This window comes from Oscillatoria sp. FACHB-1407, assembly GCF_014697545.1.
Classification (GTDB): Bacteria; Cyanobacteriota; Cyanobacteriia; order Elainellales; family Elainellaceae; genus FACHB-1407.
In genome coordinates this window covers 103,684-126,742 of record NZ_JACJSA010000021.1, presented here as the reverse complement: position 1 = coordinate 126,742, position 23,059 = coordinate 103,684, and the positions used below count along the sequence as shown (strand labels likewise).

The 23,059-nt window shown below is 50.3% G+C and carries 14 protein-coding genes and 2 pseudogenes; 5 read left to right on the top strand and 11 right to left on the bottom strand.

Annotated features, from left to right (window positions below; genetic code table 11):
* Positions 1–192: 192 nt before the first annotated feature.
* From H6G89_RS26845 to H6G89_RS26835, 3 genes are all read right to left on the bottom strand, one after another.
* On the bottom strand, positions 193–2,514 hold the full coding sequence (locus H6G89_RS26845; protein ID WP_190512387.1) for an amylo-alpha-1,6-glucosidase: 2,322 nt from the start codon (positions 2,512–2,514) through the stop codon (positions 193–195).
* A gap of 450 nt (positions 2,515–2,964) precedes the next feature.
* Positions 2,965–4,053: a glycosyltransferase family 4 protein gene (locus tag H6G89_RS26840; RefSeq protein ID WP_190512385.1), complete on the bottom strand. Its 1,089-nt coding sequence runs from the start codon at positions 4,051–4,053 to the stop codon at positions 2,965–2,967.
* 509 nt (positions 4,054–4,562) lie between these two features.
* Positions 4,563–6,845, bottom strand: coding sequence for an AAA family ATPase (locus tag H6G89_RS26835; protein WP_190512383.1), 2,283 nt, complete (start codon positions 6,843–6,845; stop codon positions 4,563–4,565).
* A 262-nt stretch (positions 6,846–7,107) separates the two neighbouring features.
* Here H6G89_RS26835 and H6G89_RS26830 point away from each other — a divergent pair, with 262 nt between their 5' ends.
* Positions 7,108–7,638, top strand: a complete 531-nt coding sequence (locus tag H6G89_RS26830) for a cyclic nucleotide-binding domain-containing protein (RefSeq protein ID WP_190512374.1) — start codon at positions 7,108–7,110, stop codon at positions 7,636–7,638.
* An 80-nt stretch (positions 7,639–7,718) separates the two neighbouring features.
* On the opposite strand, the gene fmt is transcribed toward H6G89_RS26830, so the two are convergent.
* Both fmt and H6G89_RS26820 read right to left on the bottom strand, forming a co-directional pair.
* Positions 7,719–8,702 (bottom strand): methionyl-tRNA formyltransferase, encoded by a 984-nt coding sequence (fmt, locus tag H6G89_RS26825; RefSeq protein ID WP_190512372.1) that lies wholly within the window; start codon positions 8,700–8,702, stop codon positions 7,719–7,721.
* A gap of 93 nt (positions 8,703–8,795) precedes the next feature.
* Positions 8,796–9,479 carry an OmpA family protein gene (locus H6G89_RS26820; RefSeq protein ID WP_190512370.1) on the bottom strand — a complete coding sequence of 228 codons (684 nt, stop codon included), beginning with the start codon at positions 9,477–9,479 and terminating at the stop codon, positions 8,796–8,798.
* A gap of 165 nt (positions 9,480–9,644) precedes the next feature.
* Here H6G89_RS26820 and H6G89_RS26815 point away from each other — a divergent pair, with 165 nt between their 5' ends.
* On the top strand, positions 9,645–10,601 hold the full coding sequence (locus H6G89_RS26815; protein ID WP_242060134.1) for a hypothetical protein: 957 nt from the start codon (positions 9,645–9,647) through the stop codon (positions 10,599–10,601).
* 248 nt (positions 10,602–10,849) lie between these two features.
* Here the strand turns inward: H6G89_RS26815 and H6G89_RS26810 are convergent, their stop codons facing one another.
* From H6G89_RS26810 to H6G89_RS26800, 3 genes are all read right to left on the bottom strand, one after another.
* A complete protein-coding gene (locus H6G89_RS26810) occupies positions 10,850–12,010 on the bottom strand; it encodes a DUF4335 domain-containing protein (protein WP_190512368.1) in 1,161 nt (386 codons plus the stop codon).
* Positions 12,007–12,615 carry a DUF3038 domain-containing protein gene (locus tag H6G89_RS26805; RefSeq protein WP_190512366.1) on the bottom strand — a complete coding sequence of 203 codons (609 nt, stop codon included), beginning with the start codon at positions 12,613–12,615 and terminating at the stop codon, positions 12,007–12,009. Before H6G89_RS26805 ends, H6G89_RS26810 begins: the two co-directional genes overlap by 4 nt.
* Before the next feature lie 906 nt (positions 12,616–13,521).
* Positions 13,522–13,806 (bottom strand): DUF427 domain-containing protein, encoded by a 285-nt coding sequence (locus tag H6G89_RS26800; protein ID WP_190512365.1) that lies wholly within the window; start codon positions 13,804–13,806, stop codon positions 13,522–13,524.
* A gap of 127 nt (positions 13,807–13,933) precedes the next feature.
* Here H6G89_RS26800 and H6G89_RS26795 point away from each other — a divergent pair, with 127 nt between their 5' ends.
* Complete coding sequence (locus H6G89_RS26795; RefSeq protein WP_190512363.1) at positions 13,934–15,883, top strand: long-chain fatty acid--CoA ligase; 1,950 nt, start codon at positions 13,934–13,936, stop codon at positions 15,881–15,883.
* A 23-nt stretch (positions 15,884–15,906) separates the two neighbouring features.
* Positions 15,907–16,356 carry a YlqD family protein gene (locus H6G89_RS26790; protein ID WP_190512361.1) on the top strand — a complete coding sequence of 150 codons (450 nt, stop codon included), beginning with the start codon at positions 15,907–15,909 and terminating at the stop codon, positions 16,354–16,356.
* Positions 16,357–16,782: 426 nt separating this feature from the next.
* Here the strand turns inward: H6G89_RS26790 and H6G89_RS36485 are convergent.
* Both H6G89_RS36485 and H6G89_RS26785 read right to left on the bottom strand, forming a co-directional pair.
* Positions 16,783–17,172, bottom strand: a pseudogene (locus H6G89_RS36485) (phycobilisome rod-core linker polypeptide); the annotation flags it as partial.
* A 195-nt stretch (positions 17,173–17,367) separates the two neighbouring features.
* A pseudogene (locus H6G89_RS26785) lies at positions 17,368–20,070 on the bottom strand (phycobilisome rod-core linker polypeptide); the annotation flags it as partial.
* Between the two features lie 281 nt (positions 20,071–20,351).
* On the opposite strand from H6G89_RS26785, the gene H6G89_RS26780 reads away from it, so the two are divergent.
* Entirely contained in the window at positions 20,352–20,537 is a 186-nt protein-coding gene (locus tag H6G89_RS26780) for a hypothetical protein (RefSeq protein WP_190512357.1), read from the top strand.
* Here H6G89_RS26780 and H6G89_RS26775 read toward each other — a convergent pair.
* A complete protein-coding gene (locus tag H6G89_RS26775; protein ID WP_190512355.1) occupies positions 20,534–22,165 on the bottom strand; it encodes a calcium-binding protein in 1,632 nt (543 codons plus the stop codon). The two genes, H6G89_RS26780 and H6G89_RS26775, sit on opposite strands and share 4 nt — an antisense overlap.
* Between the last annotated feature and the right edge of the window lie 894 nt (positions 22,166–23,059).

Sequence of the window (23,059 nt, the reverse complement as noted above, 5' to 3'; positions counted from 1 at the left end):
TACCATTCCTTTGTACGTGCGATCGCCCGTTTTATCAGGACAGTTTGGCAAAATTTTTTGAGCTTCTCAGGAATGGAAATTAAATCTATAGCAACCGAGGGTTTGGTTAGGGCGGGGTGCAGGAGTGGAACCCCTGGCAGTCCCCCCTTGTATTAACTGTCGCGACAGTTGCTATATAGGTTTGCCTTTGAATCACGCCTCAATCACCACTCGCAGGTTGCCCCGTTTTTTGGTGACGCGACAGGCGGTTGTACCATTTGAGCGTTCAAACTCCAGGTCAATTAATGTCTGACCAATGCGCAGGTTATGCAATGACAAACAATGCAGTGATTCTGGCAGAGCCGGGTCGATGATCCGCAGGTAATTGTTTGCCGCATCCGGAACGAGATTCACCATCATTTGCAAGAGTTGAAAGATGGTTCCCGTCGCCCAGGCTTGAGGCGTACAAGCAACTGGATATTGCACGGGGCTGTTGTCTCCCACTCGCTCATATCCACAGAACAACTCCGGAGGACGCTGATAGGGTTGTTGTAGGGTCATGTCGATGATGCCTTGAGACACCTCCAGAGCTTGATCCACCAGACCGAGCGATCGCAACCCCATCGCAATCAACCCGTTGTCGTGGGGCCACACCGAGCCGATGTGATAGCCCATCGGGTTGTAAGCAGGGGAAAGACTGCTGAGCGTGCGAATGCCCCATCCGTTAAACATATCAGGAGCTTGTAGTCGTTCAGCGACGCTGCGAGCGTGTTCTGGTAACAAAATGCCCAAATGCAGACAGTGCCCTGGATTGGAGGTGATGCTGTCTACGGGTTTGCCCTCTCCGTCAAGTGCTAATGCACAATAACCCTGGTCAGGTAGCCAAAAGTCTCGGTTAAACCGCACTTTCAGGTCATGCGCTTCTTCTTGCCAGCGATCGGCTAAGTCGAGGCGTTTCTTCATGCGGGCGATCTCACTTAACCGCACTTTAGCAGCGTAGACATACCCTTGCACTTCACACAGGGCGATCGCCCCTGTGGCTAATTCACCATTGCGATCGACAATGCAATCGCCCGAATCTTTCCAACCCTGGTTCACCAGACCCCGGCTAGAGCGGCGGTTATAGCTGAGATATCCGGTTTCCTCGCAGTTGCGATCGATCCACTCCATTGCCGCGAGGGCATTGTTCCACAGGCGATCGAGAGTTTCGCGATCGTGCGTCCAGGCGTAATATTCGGCGTACAACATGAGCCACAGAGGTGTTGCATCCACCGTGCCGTAATAGGGCGTATGGGGCACCTCCTGACAGCGTGCCATTTCACCCAGGCGCAACTCATGCAAAATCTTGCCGGGTTCCTCCTCGCGCCAATCGTCAAAGGTTTTGCCTTGATAGTGGGCTAACACGGTTAATGTTTCACGGGCGATCGCCGGATCAATCATCAACGTTTGAGAGGCAGAGATGATGGAGTCCCGTCCAAACAGTGTTGAAAACCAGGGAACTCCTGCTGACAGCACCTTATGTTTACCAAAGCTCTGCCGCAACAGATAGAGATCTTGTTCGGCACGCTCTAACACCTGATTAAACGCTTTGTTGTCAGATTGGATGCGCGTTACCTGCTCACACCAGTTTTTTTCCTCTAGCAACTCTGCGGCTTTCGCTTGAATCAGCGTTACAGGCGCACTGACCGCAGAAGTCATGCGGTTGTTGGTCATCATGACCAACCGATAACCCAGTTGTTGGGTTTCATGGGAGTCAAGCTGCAATTGCCAAATGGCAGTTGTGCCTTTGAGGTGACTGGGTTGCAAATGGTGAAACTGAATGTGCGACTCCATCAGAGAGCCATCTAACCCCTGATATGCCATCACTAATTCTTCTGGTAAGGGAGTTTGCTCAACCATCCAGGTTGGATTTTGGGGCGTGCCGTCCTGTTCAGTGGCAACTGCTTCTCCATCAAACTCCGTTGCTTCAGTCGGGTGCTCTTTTGTTGCATGGCTGCTCTGGGGTGGCACGGGTCGAAGCAACCGCCCGCGATGTTCACGGTGAAATCCGCGCACCTCAAACAGATCGATGAAATCAGCATCAAAGCTGAGACTGAGTTCAAACGTGACGGGTCGAGTGCTGTAGTTGGTAATGGTTAGCTCTTCAAACAAGCCTCCATTCAGCACGATTTCTCGGCGAATCCCAACGGTTTCTGCCGGAATGCGGTTCTCAATCGTTGGATTCGCGCATAACACGGATAGGGCAAACCCTTTGTCCGCATTGCTGCTAAGAAGTGTGGGCGATCGCCCTTCGATTTGTAGCTCTAGTCGGCTGAGAAATCGCGTATCCTGACAAAACAATCCCAAACTTGTTTTCGTTCCAGTCTCGACAGAGCCTGCAATGTTACCTAAGGTGTCGGTAATCAAAAACAGATCATCGTCTTTTAGCGTCAAAATGGGCTGTGGTCTTTCGCTGGCAACACAGGGCCACTCCGGATAGGGGAGTTGCTCCACAGGGACAAAAATCTTACCGTCCAACTCAATGACATCGGGCATAGCTCAGTAAAGGATATTCTCAGCTATAGGGCAATTACTGTTTTAAACGGTTTACCAGCGAAAGGTTGAGCTCAAATCTTAAATATTCAATGTAGATTTGCAGAAACCGAAAAAAACGCTCGTGATTGGTTTGAAAGAAAATAATTTTTTAATTTTGAGTCACCCCGTCAGTTGTTAGAAGAAGGTTTGGGAGATCTCACGGAATACACATCAACGAGTCATACCACCAGGCTGACGCAGTTCGATCCCCAAACCCTAGTCAAGAGAGGTTTCCGAAATTCTTCCCTTTTAAGCTACTGTGTACCCACAAGGCTTTATAGCCCCCTACACCCCCCAAGATTGAGTAACTGAGTGTCTCATTGACAAAGCAAAGCTGTGTGGACACCGTAGCCTCAATCAGGGGGACTGGGGGAGATCGGTTCGGGGCAACGATCTGTCGTAAAGACTGCTTTAGAAGGGGCGATCGCGCTTAGCTCCGACTGGGCTGTGGAGGTGTCCATTTTTGGCAAAACGGCTCTCGATCAGTTGTTGATAAACCGCTTCATAGCCATCCACCATACGCGCCACACTAAAGTTGCGCTCGATGTGTTGACGACATGTCAAACGACTGATTTGAGAAATCTTGCTCACTGCCTCAACGCATTCATGGACAGAGTGACACAAAAATCCAGTTTCACCATGGTTAATAACTTCTCGCGTTGATCCCAGTTCCATTGCAATCACTGGGGTTCCCGATGCCATTGACTCTACCATGACCAACCCAAATGGTTCGCGCCAGGTGATTGGGAAAAGTGTGGCGATCGCTCCACCCATCAATGCATTCTTTTTGGCGTGGTTTGCTTCTCCTAAAAACTGAATTTGCTCACCATCAATATGGGGCTTAATTTGTTCCTCGTAATAGTCCACATCGACGACATCGACTTTGCCTGCCATTTTGAGTTGAAAGCCTGATTGTTTCGCAATTTCAATGGCAATATGTGCCCCCTTCTCAGGTGAAAGCCGCCCCAAAAATGCTAAATAGGGCGGCTCTTGGGGTTTTTCATGAAATTTATAACTATCAACATCTATGCCGTTATATACCGTTGCGACGTAATTTAACCCTAACCTTAGTTCGCGCTGTGAATCTGAAATACTGACATAGGGCTGGTTTTTGGCGTGCATAAACATCTTTTCGTTATCGGGTGTAAAGATGCCATGCATTGTATGCACAGTTGGCGTTTTGACTAAACGAGTATAGGGCAATGCCGCACAACCCATATGAGAGTGAATAATGTCAAACTCATCCGCTCGCTCAAACACCTGACTCAACTGCAACATCTCATAAATGGCAGGTTCTTTGACGTTGGGATCAAGGCGCATAGCGCGAGGATAAACCGCTTCTAAATTGGCAAGCGTAATAGAGTCACCAGAGGCAAACAGAGTGACATCATGACCGCGCCGAACCAGTTCATCGGTTAACAAACTAACGACCAGTTCAGTGCCGCCGTATGCCGGAGGAGGCACACGCTCCCACAAAGGGGAAACTTGGGCAATCCGCATAAAAACCTCCTGGGGAAATTAAAGGAAATGTAAAAAATTTCCTACGATTCTATAGGATCTTTTTCAAATCTTCATCTAGCTGAAGAATTACACAATTGTGGATAACCGATCCTTATCCCTTTCGATAGAGAGACGTCTGAAACCGTTGATGGAGGTGACTTGTAGATCTTCAGCCTGACAAGTAATCAGTCGGGATCGCTGGTATTTCTAACAAACTTGAGGTGAGGTTTACCGAACCTTAAATGCAGTAACAGGTAAGGATTTGAGCAATGAAAGAGTTGATTTATAAAATCAATCTTAAGAAATAAAAGTTTTTGATATGAACTAAAACAAGCCAATAAGAATTAAGTTCAAAAAGAAAGATTGGATCAAAATGAGTTGTGTAACAATCAGGGCAACACATTCGGTTGAGTTACTGACGTGATGGATGAGATGGGCTGTAGTACAAATTGAGGGTATTGCTGAATGCGGACATAGCAAAGTGCTGAGTGCTGAGGCTGCAAAGAACGTCAATTCTCTGCTTTCTGCCCTCTGCCTTTTGCCTTGCGCAAAGAGCTGCCGTGATTTGACGAGCCGATGTGATGTGAAGCGGTGATGTGGATGAAGGCGATCGCCCCTGACCATGGCACGACTTGATCCCGCAACTGTTGCATAAACTGATCACGAACCTGAGTTAATTCTGTATCAGTGAGTGTTTTTGCCAGGTAATCTAAATAGCTGGGCCGTTTTTGTCCGACACTAAACCACCGTTGTAACAGAGTCGGAGTAATGCGAAGTTCGGTTTGAGTCTGCTCCAGTTGAACGGTGGCTTGCAAAGCGAGGGCTTTGAGGTGCGATCGCCAGTCCTCGACATCCCAGTTCATAACTGGATTATCGCTACTGGTATAAATTGCTTCTTCCGCTGCAACCAGTTGTTTGTAGAGCCGGGTACCCAGTGATGCAGCATCAATCAGTTGATACAACCGCTGAGTATAGCGAGGCAACGTTTCTGCCAAAACGATGGCTCCATCAGAATGCAGCCCGGTCATCAGGTTTTGGAGCACAGTCCCTTGATCCGGTTCATGAAACAAGGCATTGCGTCCCACCATGCGATCGAACTTTAATGAGGCTTTTGCTAGATAGGTGGGTAACTCTCGTAGGGTTAATTGCAAGATTACGGGACGCGACAACTCTGGTAGTGCGATCGCCTGTTCTTGTAATGCCGCTGCATCCGTTGGGTTGTGAACACAGGCATAGACCCCACCTTCGGGAGTGCGACGGGTGGCTTCCCAGGTGAGTAACCCACTACCAGCATTCAGATCCAAAATTAGGTGATGCCGTTGGGGGTTTGCCAGCACAAACAGGCGATCGCGCACCTCACCCAGGCGATCGCCCATTTGACTCAGCGTACGCTGCAACCATCGGTCTTGAGCCGAGTTTGTCGGGCTAAACGTCAGAACTTCTGGCAACGCCACTCCAACTCCTTCTACCAGAGCCGCCAACTGTGCCTCCCGACGTTGCGCCACTGACTGCTGAATCTGTGCCTCATAGCCCTGATCGGACGGTTGATAAAACACCTGCCCCTGCAAACTGCCGGGTAAATATTGTTGAGCCACCCAGTGCTCTCGATAGGAGTGGGGATAGAGATAACCTTTGCCATGTCCCAGGTCTTTGTCTCGATTGGCATCCCGCAAGTGCAACGGCACGTCTTCCTCGCGTTCCCGTTCGATCGCCGCTAAAGCATCAAAGAAGCCCATGACGCTGTTTGATTTGGGAGTGGTTGCCAGATACAGCGTCGCCTGCGCCAGGGGATAGCGTCCCTCTGGCATTCCCACCCGATCAAAGGCTTGAGCACAGGCATTCACCACCGCTACCGCCTGCGGATCGGCTAACCCCACATCTTCACTCGCCAGGATCAGCAACCGCCGAAAAATAAACCGGGGGTCTTCTCCGGCATACACCATACGGGCTAACCAATACAGTGCAGCATCGGGGTCTGATCCTCGGATGCTTTTAATAAAGGCACTGATCGTATCAAAATGGGCGTCTCCTTCTTTGTCGTAGAGCACTGCCCGCTGTTGAATCGATTCCTCAGCAACCGCCAGGGTGATGTGAACCAGTCCCATGGCATCAGCAGGGGTAGTTTCGACTGCCAGTTCCAGTGCATTTAGCAGGGCTCGTGCATCGCCGTTTGACACGTTGATCAGGTGAGCGCGAGCGTCTGAATCAACCTGAATGTTGAGGTGTCCGTAACCGCGACTTTTCTCTTTAAGAGCCTGGTCAATAATGTCATTTAAATCAGCGTCTGTTAGGGGTTTGAGTTGAAACAGGCGCGATCGACTGACGAGGGCTTTGTTGACTTCAAAGTAGGGATTTTCGGTAGTGGCTCCAATCAGGATCACTGTGCCATTTTCGACCCAGGGCAACAGGGCATCCTGTTGGGCTTTGTTGAAGCGATGCACTTCATCGACAAACAAAATCGTCCGCCGACCATACATGCCGCGTTGTTCTTGAGCAGTGGCGATCGCCTCCCGGATCTCTTTCACCCCTGCCAGAACCGCATTGATTGAGATGAAGTGGGCGTGGGTTGTATTGGCAATGATTTGTGCCAGTGTGGTTTTGCCCGTGCCCGGAGGACCGTAGAAGATCAGCGACGACAACTGATCTGCTTGAATGGCTCGCCGCAACAACCGCCCCTGCCCAATAATGTGGTCTTGTCCGATAAACTCATCCAGAGTCCGGGGACGCATTCGTGCTGCCAGCGGTGCTTCTGTTTCCACAAGTTGTTGACGATGTTGGTCAAAAAGAGTCATAGGATGGAGACAGGTCTAACAACAGCCGGATTAAGCAGCAGGGGCATCACGATAAGATCCGAGATTATCCAAGAATTATCATGACGTGCTTCGGTAATGTTGGTATAAAAAGATAGGCTTACTACTCATCGGGTGCTTTCGACAGTCGCATTCCTCTGGTAAGTGATGGCGGTTGCCATACCAGAAGCGAATGCAATCAGGGTTGCTAAGGGATGGACAAAACTTGGGTCTACCAGCACAACTTTGCGTAAGGAATTTATTTATGAAGAAAGTCCTGTTCATTTTGAGTGAGTTGGATGACGAGGATATTAATTGGTTAATTCAGGTTGGTAGTAAGCAGGATGTTTCTGCGGGGACGATCCTCATTCACGAGGGTAAACCCGTTGACACGCTCTATATCTTGTTAGAAGGGACTCTGGTTGTTTCAATTTCAGCGATGACGGGACGGGAGGTCGCTCGATTGTCGAGCGGTGAGGTTGTCGGGGAGATGTCATTCGTCGATTCTCGTCCTCCGTCGGCAACAGTGCAAACCTTGGAAAATTGCCTGGTGCTCTCGATTCCTCGAACTCAGCTTGCCGAAAAGCTGAAACAAGATATTGCGTTTGGCTGCCGCTTTTATCGGGCGTTAGCCATCATGTTGTCGCATCGACTGCGCGGCACGGTGAAGCAGTTGGGAGAGGACAAAGACAAACCCGCTGCGGAAACCAATGGCGTTGATCCAGGCATGGCTGAAACAGTTGCTGTGGCTCAAGCCCGCTTTGATGACATGTTAGCTCGATTAAAGAGTCAATAGTCGGCTATGGGCTGACAGCCGATTCGGTATCTCATCTAGCCAGATGAGATGTTTTTGCATGTTGAATCACTTCATCACACTCAACTGAACGTCTCGCCAACGGTTAATCGAGTGCCGTTGACAAAATCCCACCCGGACTGCGATCGCTTTCCTGCCAGTTGTACCTCAGTCAGCAACAGGAGTCCATCTCCGGTTTGCACAATCAATCCGTGATTTTTGAGTACGGCAACCACCGTTCCAGGAGTAGCTGTTTGATCCCAGGTGAGGCGATCGCGCTCAGCTTGTAGTTCTGGAGTCAGGGCGTCGGGTTGGTTGAGGGGAAGGGTATGTGTCACTTTTAGCGCATTTCCCCGAAAGGTTGTCACACAGTTGGGATAGAACCCCCGAATTTGATTATGGAGCGCGATCGCCCCCCGGTTCCAGTCCAACGGATAGTCTTCTTTCTTGATCAGCGGTGCGTAGGTGGCTTGCTCGTGATCTTGAGGAATGGGGTCGATCGCTTGCTGATCTAATTTGATCAGGGTTTCGACTAAGACATCAGCCGCGATCGCCGATAGGGTCTTTGCTAAGTCCCAGGCGGTGTCCATCCAGCCAATCGGGGTGGTTGCTTTGATTAACATCGCCCCCGTATCCATGCCTGCATCCATCAACATAGTGGTGATGCCCGTCTCGGTTTCACCATGATAGATGCTCCATTGAATCGGTGCGGCTCCCCGGTAATCGGGTAAGAGTGACCCGTGGGCATTGATGCAACCCAACCGGGGCATGTCTAAAATCTCTTGGGATAAAATTTGCCCGTAGGCAACCACCACAAAGGCATCTGCATTGGCATCTCGCAACTGCTGCAACGTTTCGGCATCTTTTTTGATGCGTTGCGGTTGCCACACAGGCAGGTTGTGCTCCAGGGCGATCGCCTTGACGGGTGAAGGTGACAACTCCGTGCCCCGTCCCCGTCGTTTGTCGGGCTGAGTCACCACTGCTAACACCTCAAACTCAGGATGGCTCAACAGGGTTTTGAGGCTGGGTACGGCGAAGTCTGGGGTTCCAAAAAAAACGAGTCTCATGGGCAAATATGGGTGCCCCCTGGTTGACAGAGGGGATGGAGATCAAACAATCAGAGCTATTTTAGGATCTTAAGATTGCCCTCATGCGCAACACTACGGCTCGACTGTAATCTCAATACGGCGGTTGCTTTGCTGGTTGAGTGGGCTATCATTTGGGACGAGGGGGCGCGTGCTACCGTATCCGATGCTGACCCAGTGATAGCGATCGCCCAAGGTATCTGACAGATAGGTTTCAATGGTTTGTGCTTGCGCGAGGGAGCGACTGCGATCTCTTGCTGCATTGCTGGCGTCAGGTGGGGTGGCTGAGGCCGTGTGGGATGCGATACGCACGACCGCACCTGGATACCGTTGCAGATCTTGTTGAATCCCGTTCAAGATTGACTGAGCATCAGGGCGCAATGCCGTCTGATTGGTTTCAAATAAAGCATCGCTCGGCAGGGTAAAGGTCAGGGCATCTGCATCCGCAGTGACGATCGCCGAGGGAGAGGCAGGAGTTGTGGTGGGCGTCTCCGCCGTTTGGGGATCGGTTGAAACCGGAGATCCCCGCTGGGTCTGTTGCAGAATTTGAGTCGATTGCCGAAAAAGCCGCGCAGCCAACGGTTCACTGGGGGCTGATGCTGGACGAAACTGGGCGATCGCTATTCCCAACAGGGCGGCAAATCCTCCACCGATCCCCAGGAGCAACAACCGAAACACCAGGACTAAAAAGGAACGTATAGGGTGCGGCTTAGGTGTTACAGCGGGGTCATGAGTTGAGGTTGGTGAAGTTTTAGCCATAGATTGACCCTACAAAGGTTATCACTTGTTTAAGTCTGTTAAAAACTTACAGAGTTCCTGTTTTGATGCCCAATCACTTGCTATACATAAAAGAACACAAAGGATTTTACTGCCGAGCTGGCGCTGCTGCTCACACTCAACCGATTCTTTAAAGAGGTTCTCGTCATGCGCCACGCAACATCACCTGCGGGATGGTTGTTTCGACAATCATCTTGTTTGCTAATCGCTGCGATTTGGTCATTGCCATTGGGGCTACTATTTTCTCCGTTCAAGCATTCCGGGTCTGCGTTAGCGGATTCTGAATCTGTTACTACTGATCAGTCCGTCCCCCATTCATCTGAAATGGTTCCTGAACCTGACCGGGTTTTTGAACCTGGCCTTGCCCCTGAATCTGATCCCGTTCCTGAACCTGACCTTGCCCCTGAACCTGACATGACGCAGCACTCTGTTCAGCTCGATCCGCTCAATAGCCCCTACCCCATCCCCTGGAATTGGGTTTTAGCCACCCAAGACGAGGGCAACGGGGCGTCCACTCCCAAGCTTCGATACTATCGCACTCAGGCATTAATCTCACCTGATGGTCAATTTGCTGCCTATAGTCGGATTCAAATGCAGGTCATGCCCGACTTTACACACAGTCGGGTGAACAGCGTGTTGTTTGTTGAAAATTTAAGAACCGGGGATTTACAGACGGTAACTGCTGCTTCGCCATTTGCCGATAATCCGTTTATGCCCAACCGGGAACCGCAACGAGCCGGGATGATTGCGATTTTGATTCCAGTGGCGTGGTCTGCTTCAGGCGATCGCATCCTGGCACGCGAGTTTGAATCCCTTTTTGGCACCGACATCGCCTCCGATTTTGCGGTCGTATGGGAGCGTCAGACCAACCGCATTCGCACGATCGCCCCCAGTGGGGTGCAATACAGCAACGCCATTTTGTTGGGCTGGAGTCAAACGAACCCCGATCGCGTTTTGTTTCGGGCTGGGCAAATTGGCGATGAAACGTGGAATTTGTGGGCAGTCGATTTTACGGGACAGACGATCGCGGCGATCGAAGATCAACCCGTCACCTTTGGACAGACCGTGACCAACGTCTGGGCAGGACCACAAGCCCATCGCTAACCCCCTTGAGATCTCCGGCATTTTCAAAATGCTGGAGATCTATAGCGATCCTAAATCGTTTGTGAAAGTGCCCGCCCTTTGGGCGGGCACTTTCACAAACAGCTTTTTTCACAAATCAAATAGGATTGCTATATGAGGTATCAAAGATTAGGTATTAAGGAGATTTCTGAGAAAGAATCTACCAGTCGGTTTTGGGTAGGGGCGTTTCGCGAAATGCCCTTACAGGTATTTTGTTTCCTGGAAATCTCCTAAGGGCTAGGGGTCGGGCTTTCAGCATTCGGGCGACCGTTCCACGGACTCACCTCCACCCGACCTCCTGTAGTGAACACCACTCGAAAATCGGCGATCGGCTCATCGGTAGGAGTATCGGTTGGGTTATACAACAGATCTAGTAAAGGCACCTGGTCGCGATATTGAACCGCTGCATCATTTTCGTAGTCAAAGCCCAAAATGTCACCGTTTGCGGCAACCCCCACCCGATAAACCAGGTCTTCGGGAAAGTCTGGGTTATTTCTCCAGGCTTCATCTAACTGATCTCGCAGATTCCCAGTCAAATCACTGATCTGATCTGCATCGGTAATCGCAGGTGCAGCGTCCAGCACGCTAGCACCCGTTGGGTCAGCAGCGGCTGTCTCGCCGCCTGTCTCGGCTGCCTCTGGAGAAGGCTCTGGACTGGATGCATCTGGGCTACCTGTTGTCGCACCAACTGCCTCTGGGCTGGAGGTTGGCTCTGGCGAACCCGTTGCAGTGGGGTCTGGGGAACCTGCACCTGCTGGAGAGGCGATCGGTGATTCTTGTGTCGCTTCACCTTGAGTGGGCTCTGGACGACGCACCTCTGGCACCGGAATCATAAATAGGAGAGCCGCGGCGACGGCCAAACCAGAAGCCCCGATCGCCGCAGGTACAGCTCGTTTGGTGATTGGCTCTTGCGAGACGATGTAGCGTCTGGATAGAGGATTGAGCTTGAGAGACAGGTCAGGCAGCGTTTGTGTATCGGCACACAATTGGTCGATCGCCTCCACGAGATCAAACAGTTGCACGGTCTGGAGGTCAACTTGAATGGATTCAGCAGCAGAAGGCATTTCAGCAATCGGTTCAGGGTACATCACCAGGCGATGTGTATCTGGTTCAACCCGCTGAATTTTCACCCCTTCAGATGCGCCGACGGATGGAGTAGGATGGCGAATCCCACTGAGATATTCCTGTGCGTACTCGGTTGTTGCGTTGACTAAGCTGGTTAAAAACGTTTGTCCACCCACCAGCGGTTTTTCATGCCCAACGAAGTGGCACTCTACATTGACCACCATCGATAGCAGGGGACGAGGTGCACCGATTGTGAGGTTCTCTTCACCAACGCCTTCGACAATAAGCTTACAGTTGGGCAGACTGTACTGACGTTTAATGGTCATGCCACTTCTCCATCAAACAAACTGATCCAGAGCCGCTGTGGACCGGAGGTGCCTGTGCAAAATAGCAGTTGCCCCAGCAGAGTCAAAGCTAACTGGTCAAGCTTTTCGTTGGTGTTGTATGCCATGATAGCGGCTCGTTTGGGGTTCATCCGCGCCCGAAAATGTGCTCGAAATCGCTCTAAATAGTCCGACAAGCGATAGTGATGTTCGGGGGAGAGTTGCTTTTCGTTGAGCTTTTCGTAAGCCAGAAGTAGCTGGCGAATCAAAACAGTCAAGCGACGTGCCAGATGGCAAGAGATCAGAACCAGGGCTTTCGCTTCCTTCAGGGTCAAGACGCGCCGCTGACTGCTACTGCGTCTGAGCGGGTTGCTGCTTCTGAGTTGCCACAACGTGACGCGATTTTTGACGATTTCCTGAAGTTGTAAATCTTTGGCGACCACCAGCAAGGCTTCAGAGCCACCCAAATCTAAAGCTTCGATCGCCAATAGTAATAGATCAAGCTGTAACCGTGCCCGACGGGGACAAACCTCATCTGGATAGCCGGGGTCTGGCAAGGTTTCCAGTAAAACAGAAGTGGACGGAGCGGGTGGTTGATTCAGTTGCATTACCCTCACAGGGATGGGATTGATTCAGCAGAGATTTTATCAGACTGTGACCTCATTCCTCGCGGAGTGGGGTTCAATCCGGATTAAACGAGATACAGGGTCATGATGGAGATCGCGTAGGTTGTAGTCACACGCGATCGCTGCCCTGTTGCAAACATCAATTTGCAAACGAAAACACGAAACAGCCTGATGCAAGCACGGTTACTTCCATTCCGAGGTGACAAAAGGGGAATCTTGCCACATGGGGTAACTCAGTTGCAAACATATAATACTAACATGATCCTCAAAAAGTGTACCCATTTTTGGGGATCAACCTGACATCCTACCGCTCACGGGTATTTGGCAGACCCCAACCTGGGTTCGCAGTTCAGGTATTAGTCGCTAGCGCAGGTGACTGGTAGTGACCGGGGAGGAGCTACTGATGGTGTGCTAAAGCGGTTGACAGCCTCTATAAGAACCCCCTGTAGTCCCTCTTATCAAGCTACGGTGTACACACATTTTTGCTTTGTCAATGGGACACTCGATGACTGCCGTGAGTTCGAGAACCAGGCATTAGGGGAGAATCCCCCAAACCCCCATTGGGGGACGCCACTGCCTCCCCCAAGTCCCCTAGCAGAAGGTGTTTCGGTGAAACCAAAAGCGCGCTTCGCATCGGTTCCCAGCACGGGTGCTTCTGATCGGGTCAAGACCTTTGACAAAGGTTCAAAGTCCCCCAAAATTGGGGGATGTAGGGGGTTATAAAGACTTGCGTGTACACGGTAGCCCTTACTAAGGGCGACAGCCGGGGGGCAGTAGCAACAGATTTGAAACACTACCGTTTTGCTCGCATAGCTGCGGTTTCAACCGCTAAAATCCTGACCCGAAACTCAGGTGAATTAGAGGTCAGACGCTTAACCAAAACCGGGATTAGACTTCGACTTTGACTCCGCGCCAAAACGCAATGTAACCCGTGATATTTTTAGCGGCGTCTTTAGGAGTGGGGTAATACCAGGCAGCATCTTTATTGACTTGCCCATTGACCTCAAGGTTGTAATAGCTGGCGACCCCTTTCCAGGGGCAGGTCGAGTGGGTATCGCTGGGCTTGAAATATTCGGATTTGATGGAATCTGGAGGGAAATATTGATTACCCTCGACGACTTCGCACTGGTCACTTTCGGCTACAACAACGCCGTTCCAAACTGCTTTTGGCATTGATACCTCTTCATTGGTCAATTGATTGAAACAGACGGATAGTTTTCTGTCCCCAAACAGTGCCTATTTTAACGCTCTAAGCAGTAGGGTATTAAACATAACCCCTTACACTTCCATTAGAAAATCTATGGTTGGCTCGGTTTCTCCCAATGCTTCGGTTGCTCAACTCAGCGATCGCACAACCTCACCCGGAGCGATCGCCTATGACCAAGTGCAAGCCATTTCTGAATTGTGGGCACTGTTGGCACGTTCTCCAGTGACTGCCTCAACCGTTGCCCTCCATGATCCGCATGTCAAACCTGAGATCAAGCTGACCTATGCTGAGCTGTATCAGCAGATCCAGCAGTTTGCCAGTGGTTTGCAAGCATTGGGGATTCGACCCGACGAACACGTCGCCCTATTTTCAGATAACAGCCCTCGTTGGTTGATCGCGGATCAGGGCATTATGACCGTTGGGGCGATCGATGTGGTGCGGGGATCACAAGCTGATGCGGAAGAGTTAGCGTTTATTTTGGAGCACAGCGATAGTATTACTCTGGTGGTGCAGGACAAAGCCACCCTCAAAAAAGTCGCTGCCCAGCTATCCTCCCTGCCGATTCGCTTTGTCGTGGTCTTGTCGGATGAACCTGTCGAATCGTCTGATGGTTTGGAAATCCTATCTTTTCAGCAGGTTCTAGAATTGGGGGCGACTCATACCCTCAAGCCTGCCCATCGGCGACGCGACACCCTGGCAACGCTGATGTATACCTCTGGCACCTCTGGCAAACCCAAAGGTGTGATGCTCAACCACAGCAATCTGTTGTCACAAATTGCCGGAGCCGCTGCTGTGGTGAAACTGCAACCGGGCGATCGCGTCCTCAGCATTCTCCCCATCTGGCACTGCTACGAGCGCACTTTTGAATATTTCATCTTTGCTCACGGATGCACCCAGATCTACACCAATATTCGTCACGTCAAAAAGGATCTGAAAGACTTTCAGCCGCACTACATGGTGGGTGTGCCCCGCTTGTGGGAGTCGATCTATGAAGGGGTGCAAAAACAGTTTCGTGAACAACCTGCCAAGAAGCAGAAACTCGTAGACTTCTTTGTTGGTAAGAGTTTGCAGTATGTTCAGGCACGGCGCATTGTACAGGGGTTGAGTTTAGAGAACCTGAAGCCATCGGTGTTAGAGAAGGTGGGAGCCGTTGCTCAAATAGCGGCGTTGTGGGCGGTGCATCAGGTGGGCGATCGCCTGGTTTATCGTAAGGTGCGCGAGGGAACCGGAGGAGCCATTAAGTATGTAGTTAGCGGTGGGGGGTCGATCGCAGAACACCTGGAAGACTTTTTTGAGGCGGTCGGTATCCCAATTCTGGGTGGCTACGGCTTAACCGAAACCTCTCCAATTACCCATGTGCGTCGTCCCTGGCGTAATCTGCGCGGTGGCGACGGTCAACCGCTGCCCCATACCGAGACGCGCATCGTCGATCCAGAAACCCGTCAACCTGTGCCGACAGGCAAACAAGGGTTGGTGTTAATTCGGGGACTTCAGGTGATGCAGGGATACTATAAGAACCCAGAGGCAACCGCAAAGGCGATCGATCCCGAAGGCTGGTTTGACACAGGAGATTTGGGGTGGGTTACCGAGCGAGAGGATTTGATCATCACCGGACGGGCTAAAGACACGATCGTCTTAACCAATGGTGAAAATATCGAACCGCAACCAATTGAAGACGCCTGTTTACGCAGTGTATACATTGATCAGATTATGCTGGTGGGGCAAGATCAGCGATCGCTCGGTGCGCTCATCGTCCCCAATCTGGAAGCACTGGCGCAATGGGCACAGGCTCAAAATGTGCCGTTGTTACCGGATGGCAGTGTTGATTTACAACACCCTGCTGTGCAGGAGCTATATCGACAGGAACTCAACCGTGAGGTCAAAAATCGACCGGGGTATCGCGCAGACGACCGCATTGGTCCCTTCCGTTTGCTCTCAGAGGCGTTCACGATTGACAATGGTTTGTTGACGCAGACGCTAAAAATTCGTCGTGCCGTTGTGACGGATCGCTATCGCGGTATGATCGACGACATGTTTGCTTAAACGCACCCGTACTAAAATCGCTCATGGATGCTTCCAAACCTCATTTGCTCTTAAAACGAGCCGTTAACGTCAAAGTTGTTGTTACCCCTCGCTGGAAAGAGGAGGTACAACAACAACTCCAGAATCAAATCAACCAACTGGATAACCAACTCCAGCAACTTGAGGCACAAGGCCAGCGGATGGCGGCTGAGGTTCAAAAGCAAGCTAATCAACCTGCTAACCCAGCCGTTACCCAACAGATCACGAATATCCAGGTTCAAGTCAATCAAAAGAAAAGCGAAATTCTGGAACAGAAAAACCAGATTTTGCAACAGTTACAACAAGTGCAACTGTTAGAGATGGATCAGGAAGTGGGTCAGGGTCAGATTGAAGGGTTTTTCCGGATTGAAACTGGAGACAACTTAATTCGCAAGATGCAAGTTGAAGTGTTGCTGAAGGATGGTGTTGTGCAGGAGATCCGAGGAGATCTGTAAGCTCAAGCCGATTCAACGACTATAGATTGAATTTAGATTAAATTTAGATCCCCAATTCACAACTGGATTGGGGATTTTATTTCACCTAAATTAACGTTATGTAGCAACTGTCGAGACAGTGAATAGAAGGGGATTTGGGAAGCTGTGTCCCAGTCAGACTTTGTCATACCACTTTAAATGGTTTCCAGTGCAAATGCGGACGCTCGTAGGGGCGGGTTTAGCTGTTTACTAACGGCAAACCCAAGCACTTATCTGCAAAACCTGCCCCTACCGATATCTGTCTTGAACACCATTTGATTTGGTGTCATCTAGCCCAATTTGTTGTCGATGCATGAAAAAAGCTGAAGCCTTCCTGGAAAAGCTTCAGCTCTAGTAGTAATGAGGTGAGTTATAAACACCCTCTAAAAAGAAGGTGTTGTCTCACGGTTAGATCGAGAGGCTTGAGAAACGCTGGTAAGGAACCCCATCTTCACCGAAGTAACGGATGTATTCAGGGCTGTTTACCATGGTTTCCACAGCTGCTGTCAAGCCACCTTCAGTCAACAACGTCTCGTATTGGCTGATCTCAGCTTGAGTCGCAGGGGCACGTCCCAGCAAGTGACGGAAGAGGAATTCCACTCCTTTTTCTTGAGGATAGGGGGTGTGGAACCGCTGACTGTAGGCTTCAGAGCTTGCCAAGGCTCGCACAAATGCCCGAACCGAAATCTCCCCGGTCTGGAGTTGATGTTCCAAATCGGTTAATCGGAACTCACTGGGCACCTGACCTGCAAACACATCCATCACCTGACAGTAGATCGCCTCGATCACGAGGTCAATGTCAGTTTGGGTCATCCCTGGAATGATGCGGAAGATGCGGGCTGGCTTAGAGCGAGAAGGGGCCGCTGCCTCTAGAGAGGCTGCATCTGTGGCAAAGGAGCGACCTGAATCAACAACAGTGGAACCACCATTGGTGGCATGGGCGATCGCCATTCCCATCAACGGCATCTGAGCCACATCCATCTTCGACTTCGCAGGCTCAAAGCTTGGCACCACCAGATCTTTGTTTTGCTTCGTCAGAGTGTTGTAGAGCTTCTGGCTGTTGGGGAAGTTTGCCGCAGGCAGCGTCAAGAAGCGGTTGTAAGGCACTACGTCCTCACCAAACGCCTGAATATACTCTGCGCTGTTGACCATCGCACCGATGAATCCTTTCAACCCTTGGGTTGCCAGAATCTGGTTGTACTTGCGGATCTCAGCCTGATCCAATGGAGCACGACCCAGGAAGTGCTTCGTTCCTAGCTCAATCACTTTTGTGTTGGGATAGGGCGTGTAGAACTCCTTGATATACAGGTTAGATGTGCCCAAGCCTTCAATGAACTCCTTCAGGGTGATTTCACCGTTACCGAGACGGCTTTCCAATCCGCTGAACTCGTTCTTGATGATATAAGGCGCAATATCCCGCTCAAAGATTTGCCGATAGGCAGCCCCAATCACAGTCTTCAATTGCAGTTTGTCGCCTGCATTGGTGAGCTTAAAGGTCTTCGTTTGCTCCCGCTTCTTGGAGACGCCCTGGTTAGCGCGGAACTCGACATCCGGTTGCGTCCGAACTTCTGTGACCGAACCCAACGTGACAAACAATGGAGCTTCTTCTTTTTCAACCTTCGCACCTTTATCGCTGATGCTACCAACACGGTTGGTGCGGAGGGATAGACCCGCTGGAGTCACATACCGCTCATAGGGAACGGTATCTTCACCAAAGGTTTCAGAATATTCCATCGTATCGAGGATGGCATCAACAACCGCATAAAAGCCCTTTTTAGAGGCAATGTCAAAGTATTTGTTGATTTCCTGACGACCATAGGTAGGACGACCCAACAAGCGACGGTGGATGTATTCGATCGCCTTCGTCACGTAGAGCGATGTCCAATACAGCTTCCGGAAGAGATCCGACTTCGCCAACGTCCGGACAAACTCACGCACGGTGATTTCACCATTCTCCAGCTTGATCTCAGCCACCTTCAGCCGCTGACCATCGTAGACATCCCGTCCAAAGACTTGCAGATAAGCAGCTTTGATAACGGCTTGAGTCGAGCTTTCAGAGAATTTGACACTGATGCCCTTCGTGCCAGTACCTTTCTTGCGGAAGGTGCCTGTGTAGCTGGGGATCTGATCCAACTTGAAGACCTTTGGACCCAGGCTTCCGGGTGCGACACCCCGGGCAGTTGGATTGCTCACCTGGTTGTTAACCCCCGGTCCCCGGTTGATCAGGATACGGCGAGTATCTTTGCCAAAGGGAGCAGGGCGAGTGCTGGGATTGCGGGTCTGTTTGGGGAAGATCGCGCCAAACTGAATCTCCAGAGGATCGTTACCAGAACCGTAGGGGTGCTGATCAGGCAGTGGTTGTTCGTAATCTGCGAAGGTGGTAATGAACTGAGGCACCTTGCGGAAGGGAGCACTGTACTTGAACAGGTCTTGCTGTGGACCCCAGTTGCGACACTCCTGAGCTTCTTGCCCTAAACCACGCAGATAGGGAACGGTTTCTTCGCCAAAGTAGTCAGCATATTCCTTGGAATCCACCAGTGCATCCACCAGTGCTGCCAAACCGCCCTGAGAGACGATCGCAAAATACTTTTGTACCTCTTCACGGGAGCTAGGACCACGACCCAGGATGTGCCGGAATGCCAATTCTAGAGCGCGGCTATTGATGTAGGGTTCAAAGAAGTTTTTGCGATAGAGCGGAGACTTAGCTAAACGGCGAATAAACTCCTTCATGGAGATTTCGCCGTTCTTTACCTTCGACTCCAGGTCGGAAATATTGAGCGAATAAGCACGAGTGATATCGCGCTCAAATACCTGACGGTAGGCTGCTTTCACCACATCATTCTTTTCGGTGGCAGACAAACCGGGCTTCATTGCATATTTGGGTCGCCGTTCTGCTGCATTGAAGTAGATCTGAGGTAGCTGCAACCCCTGTAGATCGCTAGAAGGACGTTGACGGAGCTTGCTGGATGGGGTAGGAGCCTTAAATTCGCTGATGAGGACATCAAAGTATTGAGCCACTACAGCCGCCGCATCTAAGTCTTTGCGGAAATAGCCTAATGCTGCCTGACGCATCTCTTGCAGAGCAACAATTGTTGCTTCGCCAGAGCAAGCATTTTCGATGATTTCGCGCAGACCACGAGTGTTGACCGCAATGATGTTGGGGTCACCAGCGACGATCGCGTAGGTGAGATAACGCAAGAACCAGCTTAAATCCCGCAGAGATTTCTGCATATTTGCAGGACCGTAGCGGGCGACGTTGATCGGACGGAAACCTGGGGGAGTGGGACCACCACCCGATGCACTAAAGAGGGAACGAATGCCCTCAAAGAAGCCACCACCACTAGACACGTATGTAGCGGTGCCTAGCTTCATTGCCTCTCGCGTGTCAATCTCAACTCCACCTGCGCCCACCAAAACCTGCTGTTCTTCTCTGGGTTTCTCCAAAAAAGCCATCGGAGAGCCACCGACGAAGATGCGGTTAGCCGCGCGGGACACAATGAGTTCCGAGTTTTGAGTTAGCGTTTCAGCAATTTCTAAACGCCTTAAACCCGAACCAAAGAAAATAGAGAGTTCATCTAATTCGCCACGTCCTAAAAAGCGGTCTTGTTGTTCCGCCTGGGAAATGGTTGAGACGGGTAGGGTTTGATATAGCTGCGGACGCGCTACAGAGCTTCCACCACTTGCCTTAACACTCATTGGATTTCAAAAGCTCCCTTAGTTAACAATTGCCTCAGTGATTTATTTAGACCATCTTGGGCTGTCATTTAGGTAAATCTTTATGAACCGTTCTAGAGGGTCAAGTGGTTGCCCACGAGAATTCACCAGAATGACTGCCTGGGGTCAAACAGCTCAACTTTTAGATTAAAACGTTCAGGTCATCTAACGCTGATTGTTAAAGAGCGTGTAGTAAACCTTTTATGAGTTTCCCAGATAATCGTAAGGGATGGACTGCTAAACCCTGAGAAAAAGTATAAGTTTTGTTACGTCAATCCATAATTGGTCAGAAAAAGAGTCGCTTGCAGGCAAAGGAAGCCGAGAAAAGCTGCGCAGATGTCCTGTTTTTCGGGGTGGCGATCGCCCCAAACCCCCATCAAAACGCGATCGCTCCAGAGTCATGGGACGACTTTGAAGCGATACACAGAAGTTTACAAACAGCGTCTTAGATCAGTGAATCTACGACAAAAGCAGTATTGGACAGAATAGGAGCGACTCCTGCGGCATTGTTGATGGTGGCAATCAAACCGCCATTGCCCAGACCCGACACAACACCGTTAGCGTCGAAAAATAGCTTGCCTGTTCCAGAGCTATAGATAATTTTGGCTAAGGGATTGGCTAAGGTTGTGCCAGCCGTGGCGGTTGCATCGTCAGCGACAGTCAACAACCCAGAGGCACTTAAGACGCTGCCCAACACCTCTGTCAGTCCAAATGCAGTCTGGTCAAGTGCGATTCTGTCTTCCAACGGATTGAAATCTGTTAGCAAATCACCATCTAGCTCCTTCAGGACAAAGGTATCTGCCCCGTCTCCGCCCGTCAGCGAGTCGAGTCCGTCTCCACCAATGAGTTTGTCGGCTCCAGCACCACCCAACAGGGTGTCATCCCCTAAACGTCCATCCAGAATATTGTTACCGCTGTTGCCTGTAATGACGTTTGCCAGATCGTTTCCGGTGCCATCGAAGTTACCGCTACCGACCAGTTCCAGGTTCTCAACGTTTTCCCGCAGCACGTAACTATTAGCTGCTTTGACCAGATCCGTCCCACCGTTTACGGTTTCGTCTACGAAATCAGCGGTTTGGTCAACGAGGTAAGTATCGTTACCCAGTCCTCCAATCAGTCGGTCAACCCCCAGTCCTCCATCAATCAGGTCGTTGCCAACAGTGCCTTGGATGATGTTATCCAGCGCATTGCCGATCGCTGTGATGCCGCTTGTGGCAGTTCCACCGCCTGTTGTACCGCCTGTTGTGCCACCTGTTGTGCCGCCTGTTGTGCCTGTTCCACCAGAAGTGCCAGTTGCACCGATAAATTCGAGAAACTCGACATGAGCAGGCAGGGTGTAGTTTGCAATCGTAGTCCGGACTGTGTCAATGCCGTTGTTGGCTAACTCAACCACTACATCGCTCAGATCATCGACAAAATATAGATCGTTTCCGGCTCCACCAATGAGGCGATCGCTGCCCTGACCACCATCCAGGGTGTTGTTACCACTGTTGCCCGTGATGGTGTTTGCCAGAGCGTTACCCGTTCCATTGATGTTACCTGTGCCCGATAATTCGAGGTTCTCAATGTTGTTAGTCAAGGTGTAATTGATATTTGCTCTCACCAGATCAGTGCCTGCGTTTGCGGCTTCGGTGACAACATCTCCTCCATTGTCAACAACGTAGGTGTCGTTACCAAGACCACCGCTCATCCGATCTGCGCCTGCTCCTCCATTCAGAATGTTGTTGCCTCTGTTGCCGATTAAGGTGTTGGCGTTAGCGTTGCCTGTGGCATTGAGGTTGGCTCTACCAGTAAGGGTCAGGTTTTCGAGATGGCTGCTCAGACTAAAGCTCACAGAAGCTTGAACGGTATCAATTCCCTGGTTTCTGCGTTCACGGATCTTGTCTTTAGCGTTGTCGATGGCGTAAATATCATTGCCTCGTCCTCCAGACAACGTGTCAATTCCTTTGCCTCCGCTGAGAATATCGTTGCCAGTGAAGCCCAAAAGGGTATCGTTGCCAATCAGACCAAAAATTCGATCATTCTTATTAGTGCCTTTAAGAACATTCTGTTGAGAATTACCCTTAATCCGAGCCATGCTGAAACCTTAGTTAACGTTATGTGCTAACGGTACGCAACTCGGACTGATTATGAATTTACGGAAATTACGGAAGTTATTTTTCCTTCATCAACAAGCTAGATTTTCACGTAGAGGTAATGTACTGATTTATACGTAAATTAACTGTTCATTAATGAATTGGTAAAGAAAAGCCTTACTCTGTCTTCTGTAATCTTTCTGAAGCTAGGAGGGGCGATCGCCCCTTTCCTGGCGTGATGTACGGATAAATCTCTTCTAATTAGCTATATAGCTTTAATTTTGCTGAGTAATATAAGCAACACATACTGTGCGCTTTTGTTTGTGCAACTATAATTTTGTTTCATCGCTGTTTGGCTATGGCTGATAACTTTGATATCAAGAGATTATTGACCCATCTCAATTGATGTAATGGTTGAGCAATATTGATGCTCTAAGAAGTTTCAAGGATCAACGTTCTGAGCTCAAAACCCGTTGATCCCTCTTCTGTCACGCTCTCTTTAAACAAATCCCAGACAAGCCTCGTTTCCAGGCTCCTGCTTGGAAATGGAGTGACGGAGGCTCTGTCTCCTGAAGCCATGGTTGGAGGCAGAGCCTCCATGTGTGCATTCCTGGCTAGAATCCAGAAGGATTTTGGCAAAATACTTTCTGCCCAAAGCGATTAAAGAGAGCTATAGCCGTAGCTACATTTGGTGGGGCGGAGGCGAGTCAGGAAGCTTTCCCAACATCAAGGTTTGAGTTATTGCCTTTGCCTTGAGCTTTGTGACCAAAACTATATTTCTAACGTAAGGTGGACGTTTTTTGACATTTAATTCAGCACTCTATCGGGTGAACCTTTTAGAAGATTGGTATTGGAGGGTGCGAATTGCCTCATAACTCAACTCTTTACGCTTCACC